The following is a 10,428-nucleotide window of genomic DNA, read 5'->3' on the forward strand; positions in this document are numbered from 1 at the left end:
TTGTCGAGGCGACCAGCGGCAACACCGGCATTGGCCTCGCCATGGTCTGCGCGCAGAAGGGCTATCCGCTGGTCGTCACCATGGCCGACAGTTTTTCGGTCGAGCGCCGCAAGCTGATGCGCATGCTGGGCGCCAAGGTGGTGCTGACGCCGCGCGCCGAAAAAGGTTTCGGCATGTACAAGAAGGCGGTGGAACTGGCCGAGGCCAATGGCTGGTTCCTCGCCCGCCAGTTCGAGACGGCCGCCAATGCCGCCATCCACGAGGCGACGACGGCGCGCGAGATCGTCAATGATTTCGCCGGCTCGCGGCTAGATTGCTTCGTCACCGGCTATGGCACCGGCGGCACGGTGGTAGGCGTGGCGCGCGTGCTGCGCCGCGAGCGCCCGGAAACCCGCATCGTGCTCTCCGAGCCGGCCAACGCGCAGCTCATCGGCAGCGGCAAGGTCCAGCAGCGCGGCGCCGATGGTGCCCCCGCCGCCAGCCATCCGGCCTTCGAGCCGCACCCGATCCAGGGCTGGACGCCGGACTTCATCCCCAACGTGCTGCAGGAGGCGATCGACACTAGCCTCTATGACGAGGTGATGCCGATCGCCGGGCCCGAGGGCATCAAATGGGCCAGGGAACTGGCGCGGAAAGAGGGCATCTTCACCGGCATTTCCGGCGGCGCCACCTTCGCCGTGGCACGGCAGGTCGCGGAGAAGGCGCCGGCCGGCGCGGTGATCCTGTGCATGCTGCCCGACACCGGCGAGCGCTACATGTCGACGCCGCTGTTCGATGGCATCGAGGCCGAGATGGATGCCGAGGAGGCCGCCCTGTCGCGCTCGACGCCCGGCTGCCAGTTCCCGGCGACTTGACGGGAGATCTGGTATGGACGCCATGCAAGAAAACCTCGGCCTGGTGGCCGAGGAAACGCTCGATCCCCTAGACTGGGCCGATGTGCAGGCCCTGTCGCACCGCGTCATCGACGATGCGGTCGATTATCTCCGCGATGTGCGCGACCGCCCGGTCTGGCGGGAGATGCCGGCCGATGTGAGAGAGGCCTTCTCGGCGCCGCTGCCGCGCTCGCCGGCGCCGCTTGCCGCCGTCTATGGCGAGGTCTCGCGCACGGTGATGTCCTATCCGATGGGCAACATCCATCCGCGCTTCTGGTCCTGGTACATGGGGTCGAGCAACTTCACGGGGGCGCTTGGCGATTTCCTGGCGGCCATCCAGGGCTCCAACCTCGGCGGCGGCAACCACGCGGCCGGGCTGATGGACAGCCAGGTGGTGAACTGGTGCAAGCAGATGCTGGGCTTTCCGGCTTCTGCCGGCGGCACGCTGGTCAGCGGCGGCTCGATGGCCAACATCATAGGGCTGACCGTGGCGCGCAACGTCAAGGCCGGCATCGACGTGCGCGAGCATGGCGTTGCTGCCATCGAGAAGCCGCTGCGCTTCTACGGCTCGGAGCAGATACACTCGTGCCACCGCAAGGCGATGGAGGCACTCGGCCTCGGCAACCGGGCACTGCGCCGCATCCCGACCGATAGCGGGCTGCGCATCGATATCGCTGCCTTGCGTGCGGCGATCACTGAGGACCGCGCAGCAGGGTTCAAGCCGGCCTGCGTCATCGGTACGGCCGGCACCGTCAACACCGGGGCGATCGACGATTTGCAGGCGCTTGCGAAGCTGGCACATGAGGAAGGCCTCTGGTTCCATGTCGACGGCTGCATCGGCGCGCTGATCGCCATTGCGCCTGAAAACGCGCATCGCGTCGCCGGCATCGAACGGGCGGATTCGGTCGCGCTCGATCCCCACAAATGGCTGCACGCCCCATTTGAGGTCGGCTGCGCCCTGGTCAGGGATGCCGCGGCGCATCGCCGGACCTTCGCGGTGACGCCGGAGTATCTCGAATCGACGCCGCGCGGCCTTGCTTCCGGCGAATGGCTGCATGATTACGGCCTGCAGACGTCGCGCGGTTTTCGCGCGCTGAAGGTGTGGATGGCGCTGAAGGAGCACGGCGTCGAGAAATTCGGCCGCCTGATCGACCAGAACATTGCCCAGGCCGTCTATCTTGCCGGCTTGATCGAGGCCGCGCCACAGTTGCAACTGGCGGCATCGCCGACCGTCAACATCGTCTGCTTCCGCTATCAGCCCGGTCTGACAGGCGAGGCTCTGAAGGCGCTCAACACGGAGATCATGCTGCGGCTGCAGGAACAGGGCATTGCGGCCCTTTCGGACACCACGGTGCATGGCGAGCACTGGTTGCGCGTGGCGATCACCAATCATCGCACACGGCGCGAGGATCTCGACCTTCTGGTGCATGAAACGGTGCGGCTGGGGCAAGACATCGCAACGCAGGGTTCCGCGCCTTCCTAGTTACGGGCAGGCATGCGATTCTGCCGCGATGATTCGGGAGATCCAGGTCGTGACGCTGTTTCGTATGGTTGCACTGGCGGCGCTGGTCTTCACCGCCTCGGCGCAGGCCGCAGACATGGCCTTCTTCGTGAAGAACCTGCGCAAGGAATCTGTCGCGGTCGAGCTGTTCAGCCGCGACCGTGAGACGGTCTGGCCGGGCAATGACAAGGTGTTCCTGATCGAACCCGAGTCGCAGAAATCCGTGCCGCTGTCCTGCAATCAGGGCGAACAAATCTGCTATGGCGCCTGGGCCGACGGCAACGACAGCCTCTCGGCCGGCGTCGGGCCGGACAATGACCAGCCCTGCGACACCTGCTGCTTCATCTGCGTGGAACACTCGACCGAGACGATCGATCTGGTGCCGTAGAGCGCGGAAGTTTCGTTGGACCCAAATTAAGTCAGGGATCGGCCCGTCCGGTCCACTTCCGCGATTCAGCGCTGCATGCAATGGTCGCCCCGCGGCCGGGTGGGCCGCATATTCGGGGGTTATCATGTTTCATGCCTATGCGCGCCGCATGCTGGCCGCGCTGTCCTTCGTCATGCTGGTTGCGTCGGCGGCGCAAGCCGACGATGTCACCTTCGCCATCAAGAACAGCCACCCGAACGCCATGCGCGTCGAGCTCTACAGCCAGGATCGCGACTATGTCTGGCCGGGCGAGGACAAGGACTATTTCCTCGACGACGGCGAGACCAAGCAGCTGCCGATATCCTGCAACGCGGGCGAATCGATCTGCTACGGCGCCTGGGTCGATGGCGACGAGGGCACCTATTGGGGCGTCGGTCCCGGCAACACGGAAAAATGCGAGGATTGCTGCTACACCTGTAGCGGCGGCGAGACCGAGGAGATCGAGCTGGTCCCCTGACCGGTTTGCCAGCTTGACGGTCTTCGGGCCGGAGCCATAGCCTGTGCAAATACCCAGCGCGCGCCGCCTCGAACTGTTCAGACGCGACGTGCTTCAGGCAAAAGGAGCCCAGCTATGGCCGGCATGGTCGAAAGCGACAAGATCGACGTCGGGTTTTCCGGCAAGCGCTGCATCCACTCGCGCAACTGCGTGCTCGGCGATCCGCATGTCTTCGTGCCCAACGCGCCGGGCCAATGGATCCATCCCGAAGCGGCCAGCGTCGAGAAGATCGTCGCCATCGCCGAAAGCTGCCCGTCGGGCGCCATCACCTATGTCAGGAAGGATGGCGGGCCGCAGGAGCAATCACCGGTGGTCAATACGGTGCGGCTGCGGGAAAACGGCCCGCTGGCGGTACACGCCGAGATCGTGCTCGACGGCGAGACTTCTTATCGTGCCACGCTCTGCCGCTGCGGCGCTTCGGAGAACAAGCCGTTCTGCGACGGCAGCCACAACAAATCCGGTTTTGCCGCCACCGGCGAGCCGCCGCTGAAGGACACGCTGGCGCTCGAAGCGAGGAACGGTCCGCTGAAAGTGACGCCGACCACCAATGGCCCGCTCAAGCTTGAGGGCAATCTCGAGATCGTCACCGGAACCGGCCATACGGTCGATCGTACGCAACGCGCCTTCCTCTGCCGCTGCGGCCATTCCGCCAACAAACCGTTCTGCGATGGGACGCACAAGAAGGTGGGGTTTGTGGGGTAGCTGCGATCTCCCTCCTTGAGGGGGAGATGGCCGGCAGGCCAGAGGGGGTCGTCTCGCGTAGAGCGCTGGCTTCCTCTTTCGCCTCGTATGAAGTCGCATCCAGTCTTGCCGACCCCCTCTGTCGCCTTTGGCGACATCTCCCCCTCGAGGGGGGAGATTACCCGTGGCCCAGCGCTCGCGGCTTTATCGCCCGCTCCGTATCGGCTAAGGGCAGGGACAAATAAATTGCCACCCGGACCGCCGCCAAAAATGACCGCCAAGACCAAGCCAAAGCCGCTGTTCCTCGGGATCGACACCGGCGGCACCTATACCGATGCCGTGTTGTGGTCTGAAACGGAAGGCCCGCAAGAAGGCCCGAACAAGGGCAAGGTGCTGGCCAAGGCCAAGGCGCTGACCACAAGGCATGATCTTGCCGTCGGCATTTCCGGCGCCGTCGATGCGGTGCTGCAGAAAGCCGGAACCGATCCGGCTCATATCAAGCTGGTGTCGATGTCGACGACGCTTGCCACCAACGCGCTTGTCGAGGGCCAGGGCGGCCGCGTCGCGCTGGTGATGATCGGCTTTTCCGAGGGCGACCTCGCCCGCGACGGGCTGAAGGCCGCGCTCGGCACCGATCCGGTGGTGTTTTGTCCGGGCGGCCACGACGTGCACGGCAATGCCGCCAGGCTCGATCTGTCCGGACTGGAAGCGGCGTTGCCGGAACTCGGCGCCTCGGTGTCCGGCTTTGCCGTCTGCGCCTATTTTGCCACCCGCAATCCGGCGCATGAGATCGCCGCCCGCGAGTTGATCCGCGAAAAGACAGGCCTGCCGGTCACATCGAGCCACGAGCTGTCGGCCAAGCTCGGCGGTCCGCGCCGGGCGCTGACCACTTTGCTCAACGCCAGGCTGATCTCGATGATCGACCGCCTGGTGGCGGCAACCGAAGGTTTTCTTGGAGAACGCAACATCGCGGCACCGCTGATGGTGGTGCGCGGCGATGGCGCGCTGGTTTCGGCCGCTTTTGCCCGCCAGCGGCCGATCGAGACCATCCTGTCCGGCCCGGCCGCCAGCCTGGTCGGCGCCCGCCACATGACCGGGCTCGACAATGCTGTGGTCTCCGACATCGGCGGCACCACAACCGACGTCGCCGTGCTCGACGGCGGCCGTCCCAGGCTCGACCCGGAAGGCGCCACCGTCGGCGGCTTCCGCACCATGGTCGAGGCTGTCGCCATGCGCACCTTCGGCCTCGGCGGCGATTCCGAAGTGACGCTGGAGGACGGCGTGCTCAACCCGAAGATCCTGCTCGGGCCGCGCCGCCTGGTGCCGCTGGCGCTGGCCGGCATGGCGCACGGTACAGCTGTCACCTCCGAACTCGAACGCCAGCTGCGGGCGCCCAATCCCGGCCGCATGGACGGCCGCTTCGCGGTGCGCACCGGCGTGCCGGACCGGCTCGCCGCAGGCCTGACCGGCGCCGAAGCCAAGCTCTACGAGCTGATTGGTGCCGTGCCGCTCGCCGTCGACAGGCTTTTGACCTCGAACGCGCAGAACGCGACGCTGAACCGGCTGGTGTCGCGCGGGCTGGTGCATGTCGCCGGCTTCACCCCGTCGGACGCTGCCCACGTGCTCGGCAAGCAGGCGAACTGGGATCCCATCGCCGCGCGCCTCGGCGCCGAACTGTTCGCCCGCAAGCGTGACGGCCGTGGCCAGAACATCGCAGCTTCGCCGGAAGCGATTTCGGAACGGGTGCTGGTGACGCTGACGCGCTGGTCGGCCGAGTATATCCTCGAGACCGCCTTTGCCGAGGATGGGCTCGATGGCGCGTCGACGGTGGCGCATGCCTTGGTGCAGCGCGCGGTCGACGCCCATCCCGGGATTGCCCGCCTGAGCGTTGCGCTCGACCGCCCGGTCATCGGCCTCGGCGCCTCGGCGCCGCTGCACTATGCCGGGCTGCCGCCGCTGATCGGCAATGACTGCGTGGTGCCCAGGGATACCGATGTCGCCAACGCGCTCGGCGCCGTCGTCGGCCAGGTCAGGGTTTCGGCCGAGGCGCGGGTCAGCCAGCCCATGGAAGGGCTGTTTCGTCTCGCCTCGGGCGAGACCGTGCGCGATTTCCTCGACGAGGCGACAGCGATCGCGGCGGCCGAGGCCGATGTCCGCGCCATCGTCGCGGAGCGCGCTATGGAGGCCGGCACCGACAGCGCCGAGATCGACGTCGCCACCGAATTCCGCGTCTCGACCGTCGAAGCCCAGCGCATGTTCATCGAGGCGCATGTGGTGGCGGTGGCCTCGGGAAGGCCAAGGATTGCGGTTTGAGCGGGGCGGCGAAATACGCCACCTTCACCCTAAGCTGAATTGACCCGGCAAACCTGACATGCCAAAGGCCCGCAAAGCCTTTCATCTGGAGTAGCCTGATGACCGACCGCATCGAGATCGCCGGATTGCGGATTGCCCGCGAGCTGCATGAGTTCGTGGCCAGGGAAGCGCTGCCGGGCACGGGCGTCGAAGCGGACGCCTTCTGGAACGGTTTTTCGGCCATCATCCATGATTTGGCGCCGAAGAACCGGGCGCTGCTGGCAAAGCGCGACGCCATCCAGGAACAGATAGACGGCTGGTATCGCGAGCATGGCGCGCCGGTCGACATGGAGGCCTACAAGGGCTTCCTGAAAGAAATCGGCTATCTCGTTCCCGAAGGCCCGGCCTTCAGCGTATCGACCGACAATGTCGACCCCGAAATTGCTGATGTTGCCGGACCGCAGCTGGTCGTGCCGGTGATGAATGCGCGCTATGCGCTCAACGCCGCCAATGCGCGCTGGGGTTCGCTCTACGACGCGCTCTACGGCACCGATGCCATCCCCGAAACGGATGGCGCCGAAAAGGGCAAGGGCTTCAATCCGGCGCGTGGCGCCAAGGTCGTTGCCTGGACGAAGACCTTTCTCGACGAGGCTGCCCCGCTCACCCTAGGCAAATGGGCCGGCGTCAATGGTCTGTCGCTGGCGCAAGGTGCCTTGCGGCTGAGCGCCGGCGCCGGCTCGACGACGCTGGCCGACCCCAGGCAATTCGTCGGCTACCGTGGCGACGCGGCCAATCCCGATGCGGTGCTGCTGGTGCGCAACGGCCTGCACATCGAGATCGCGATCGACCGCAACAACCAGATCGGCCGCACCGATCCGGCTGGCATCGCCGATGTCATCCTGGAATCGGCGCTGACCACCATCCAGGACTGCGAGGATTCGGTCGCGGCGGTGGATGCGCCAGACAAGGTCGTCATCTACCGCAACTGGCTCGGCCTGATGAAGGGCGATTTGGCGGAAGAGATCACCAAGGGCGGCAAGAGCTTTGTCCGCAAGCTCAATCCTGACCGCTCCTACACCGCGCCCGCCGGCGGCACGCTGACCGTGCCCGGCCGCTCGCTGATGCTGGTCAGGAATGTCGGCCACCTCATGACCAACCCGGCGATACTGGATCGCGACGGCAACGAGGTTCCGGAAGGCATCATGGATGCGGCGATGACGGCGCTGATCGCGCTGCACGATGTAGGGCCGAACGGCCGCCGCGCCAATTCCCGCGCGGGCTCGATGTATGTCGTGAAACCCAAGATGCATGGGCCCGACGAAGTCGCTTTCGCCGTCGAGATCTTCGACCGCGTCGAAGCGCTGCTCGGTATGGCCAGGAATACCATCAAGATGGGCATTATGGATGAGGAGCGGCGCACCACCGTCAACCTCAAGGAGGCGATCCGCGCCGCAAAAGCGCGCGTCGTGTTCATCAACACCGGCTTCCTCGACCGCACCGGCGACGAGATCCACACCTCGATGGAAGCCGGCCCGATGATCCGCAAGGGCGACATGAAGCAGGCCGCCTGGATTTCCGCCTACGAGGCGTGGAATGTCGACATCGGGCTGGAATGCGGCTTGGCCGGCCACGCCCAGATCGGTAAGGGCATGTGGGCGATGCCGGATTTGATGGCGGCGATGCTGGAACAGAAGATTGCCCACCCCAAGGCCGGCGCAAACACTGCCTGGGTGCCGTCGCCAACGGCGGCGACGCTGCATGCCACGCACTATCACAAGGTCGACGTCCACGCCGTGCAGGCGGCGCTGAAGAACCAGCCCAAGGCGAAGCTCGACGACATCCTGTCGGTGCCCGTGGCCGTGCGGCCGAACTGGTCGCCCGAAGACGTCCAGAAGGAACTCGACAACAACGCGCAGGGCATTCTTGGCTATGTCGTCCGCTGGATCGACCAGGGCGTCGGCTGCTCGAAAGTGCCTGACATCAACGATGTCGGCCTGATGGAAGACCGCGCCACATTGCGTATTTCCTCACAGCACATCGCCAACTGGCTGCACCACGGTGTGTGCAGCGAGGACCAGGTGATGGCGACGATGAAGCGCATGGCTGACATCGTCGACCGCCAGAACGAGGGCGACCCGCTTTACCAGCCGATGGCGGCCGATTTCGCCAAGTCGATCGCCTTCCAGGCCGCTTGTGACCTGGTCTTCAAGGGCCGCGTCCAGCCCAATGGCTACACCGAGCCGGTGCTGCACGCGCGGCGGCTGGAACTGAAGGCGCAGCAGAGCTGAATAGGCCAGTGTCGTGTATGGGCGGCGGGTTTTCGGCCTGCTTTCTCCGGGGTGAGGCGTCAGGGAGCTGTATGGTCCAGGAGCCGGATGGTGGGATCGCGACGGTGTTCGGAGTTGACCCGATCGACGCCTTCCACCGTAATCGCGATCGTCCCGTTTTCCACTCTTGCTATCCAGGCCTTCGCTTTCAGATACCAGAGATGAAATTCGAGATGCTCTCGCGGACAGCCTGATAAGCGTTCGAGCTCCACATCTCCGATCCCGGGATTGCTGACGTCGTGCCGGCGCTTCGCGTAAAGCAGCGACAGCAGCCTGGCCTGGATCACGACGTCACGCTCGATGCCTTTGGTGTTGCTGGCTTCCTCGGTCAATTCACGGCGAAGGCCGGCATGGTCCCTGTACGCGATGTCGTATTGTGCGCGTTTGACCGGATCCTTGAGCGTATTGTGGGCTTCCACGATTTCACTGAAACGGGCTTCATCGCCGGTTTCGCGATTGTCTGGATGATAGCGCATCGCAAAATAGCGAAATATGCGCTCCAGCGTTTCCGAATTGGCGTTCGGGCTAACTTCCAAAACTTCGTAGTAGTCAATGAACATAGCGGGCTCCCCGGCCACACCATATTCGCATTGTCTAAATAAGGAATGTCAATGCGGAGGCCAGGACCTTGGTCCGACGCCGATGACATCCACGCTTTCTGGAAGAGGAAGAAAATGGCCGGCGTCCGGTCGGTGGGGGCCGTTGGGTGGTGAGGACGCCGGCCAAGCGGACAATCAGGTCCGCCGCACCGTGGAGATGATCGATTCGCGGAGGCCGGGTTATGGCGTGATCGCGGAAGGCAATGTGGCGAGGTCGGCTTGTCGGCGGACCTACGCCGCCTGCGCCATCCGCTCCGAGCTCATGCGGTAGGAGATCGCTTCGGCCAGATGGATTCGGCCGACGGTTTCGCTGGCGTCGAGATCGGCGAGCGTCCGCGCCACCTTCAGCACGCGATGATAGGCCCGCGCCGAAAAGGCGAGCTTTTCGCTGGCGTCCTTGAGCAGCGACAGGCCGGCGGCGTCCGGCATGGCGATCTCGTCGATGACCGAGGGCGCGCAATGCGCGTTGGTGGTGGCGCGGGTGGCGCCGAGCCGCTCGAAACGTTCGCGTTGGATGGTGCGGGCGCGTGCCACACGCAGCGCCACATCGGCACTTTTCTCCGCCCGGTCGGGCCGGATCAGGTCGCTGGCCGAGACCGCCGGCACTTCGATCCTGAGATCGATGCGGTCGAGCAGCGGACCCGAAATGCGCGCCTGATAGTCGGTACGGCAACGCTCGCCGCGCAGGCAGCGATAGCCCGGCTCGCCGGCCATGCCGCAGCGGCACGGGTTCATCGCCGCCACCAGCTGGATACGCGCCGGATAGGTGACGCGATGATTGGCTCGCGCTATCATGCAGTCGCCGGTCTCCAACGGCTGGCGCAACGCATCAAGCGTCTGCGGCGTGAACTCGGGAAACTCATCGAGGAACAGCACGCCGTGATGGGCCAGCGACACCTCGCCCGGCCGCGCGCGGATACCGCCGCCGACCATCGCCGCCATCGAGGCCGAGTGGTGCGGCGCCCGGAACGGCCGCCGGTCGGTCAGCTTACCTTCGCCGAGCTCTCCTGCCACCGAGGCGATCATCGAGACTTCGAGCAATTCCTTCGGCGCCAGCGGCGGCAGGATCGACGGCAGCCGCTGCGCCAGCATCGATTTGCCGGATCCCGGGGGTCCGATCATGAGCAGATTATGCCCACCGGCGGCGGCCACTTCCAGCGCCCGCTTGGCGGTCTCCTGGCCCTTGATGTCGGCGAGGTCAGGCAAATCCAGAGCGGCGGCATGAATGCCGGG

At 65.4% G+C, this 10,428-nt stretch carries 9 protein-coding genes; 7 read left to right on the forward strand and 2 right to left on the reverse strand.

Annotated features, from left to right (window positions below):
• From EN964_RS12760 to EN964_RS12790, 7 genes are all read left to right on the forward strand, one after another.
• A partial coding sequence (locus EN964_RS12760; RefSeq protein WP_127276416.1) for a PLP-dependent cysteine synthase family protein occupies positions 1-854 on the forward strand: 854 nt, incomplete at its 5' end.
• A gap of 13 nt (positions 855-867) precedes the next feature.
• Positions 868-2,355, forward strand: coding sequence for an aspartate aminotransferase family protein (locus EN964_RS12765; RefSeq protein WP_127268752.1), 1,488 nt, complete (start codon positions 868-870; stop codon positions 2,353-2,355).
• Positions 2,356-2,404: 49 nt separating this feature from the next.
• A complete protein-coding gene (locus EN964_RS12770; RefSeq protein WP_127268751.1) occupies positions 2,405-2,761 on the forward strand; it encodes a hypothetical protein in 357 nt (118 codons plus the stop codon).
• Positions 2,762-2,885: 124 nt separating this feature from the next.
• On the forward strand, positions 2,886-3,257 hold the full coding sequence (locus EN964_RS12775) for a hypothetical protein (protein WP_027040247.1): 372 nt from the start codon (positions 2,886-2,888) through the stop codon (positions 3,255-3,257).
• Positions 3,258-3,371: 114 nt separating this feature from the next.
• Positions 3,372-3,998, forward strand: coding sequence for a CDGSH iron-sulfur domain-containing protein (locus tag EN964_RS12780; protein ID WP_127268750.1), 627 nt, complete (start codon positions 3,372-3,374; stop codon positions 3,996-3,998).
• Between the two features lie 249 nt (positions 3,999-4,247).
• Positions 4,248-6,290, forward strand: a complete 2,043-nt coding sequence (locus EN964_RS12785) for a hydantoinase/oxoprolinase family protein (protein WP_127269773.1) — start codon at positions 4,248-4,250, stop codon at positions 6,288-6,290.
• 98 nt (positions 6,291-6,388) lie between these two features.
• On the forward strand, positions 6,389-8,557 hold the full coding sequence (locus EN964_RS12790) for a malate synthase G (RefSeq protein WP_127269223.1): 2,169 nt from the start codon (positions 6,389-6,391) through the stop codon (positions 8,555-8,557).
• A gap of 59 nt (positions 8,558-8,616) precedes the next feature.
• Here EN964_RS12790 and EN964_RS12795 read toward each other — a convergent pair whose 3' ends face one another.
• Together EN964_RS12795 and EN964_RS12800 are read right to left on the reverse strand one after the other, a co-directional pair.
• Positions 8,617-9,156, reverse strand: coding sequence for a J domain-containing protein (locus tag EN964_RS12795; RefSeq protein WP_127269222.1), 540 nt, complete (start codon positions 9,154-9,156; stop codon positions 8,617-8,619).
• 270 nt (positions 9,157-9,426) lie between these two features.
• Positions 9,427-10,428: YifB family Mg chelatase-like AAA ATPase (locus EN964_RS12800; protein WP_164775803.1), on the reverse strand; the 1,002-nt coding region annotated here is incomplete at its 5' end.

The sequence above is a fragment of the Mesorhizobium sp. M7A.F.Ca.CA.001.10.2.1 genome, from assembly GCF_003998575.1.
GTDB lineage: Bacteria > Pseudomonadota > Alphaproteobacteria > Rhizobiales > Rhizobiaceae > Mesorhizobium.

Bases quoted from the DNA above. Each gene is read 5' to 3' on its own strand.
- EN964_RS12785 (WP_127269773.1), top strand. From the start codon at position 4,248: ATGACCGCCAAGACCAAGCCAAAGCCGCTGTTCCTCGGGATCGACACC.
- EN964_RS12780 (WP_127268750.1), top strand. From the start codon at position 3,372: ATGGCCGGCATGGTCGAAAGCGACAAGATCGACGTCGGGTTTTCCGGC.
- EN964_RS12765 (WP_127268752.1), top strand. From the start codon at position 868: ATGGACGCCATGCAAGAAAACCTCGGCCTGGTGGCCGAGGAAACGCTC.
- EN964_RS12775 (WP_027040247.1), top strand. From the start codon at position 2,886: ATGTTTCATGCCTATGCGCGCCGCATGCTGGCCGCGCTGTCCTTCGTC.
- EN964_RS12790 (WP_127269223.1), top strand. From the start codon at position 6,389: ATGACCGACCGCATCGAGATCGCCGGATTGCGGATTGCCCGCGAGCTG.
- EN964_RS12795 (WP_127269222.1), bottom strand. From the start codon at position 9,156: ATGTTCATTGACTACTACGAAGTTTTGGAAGTTAGCCCGAACGCCAAT.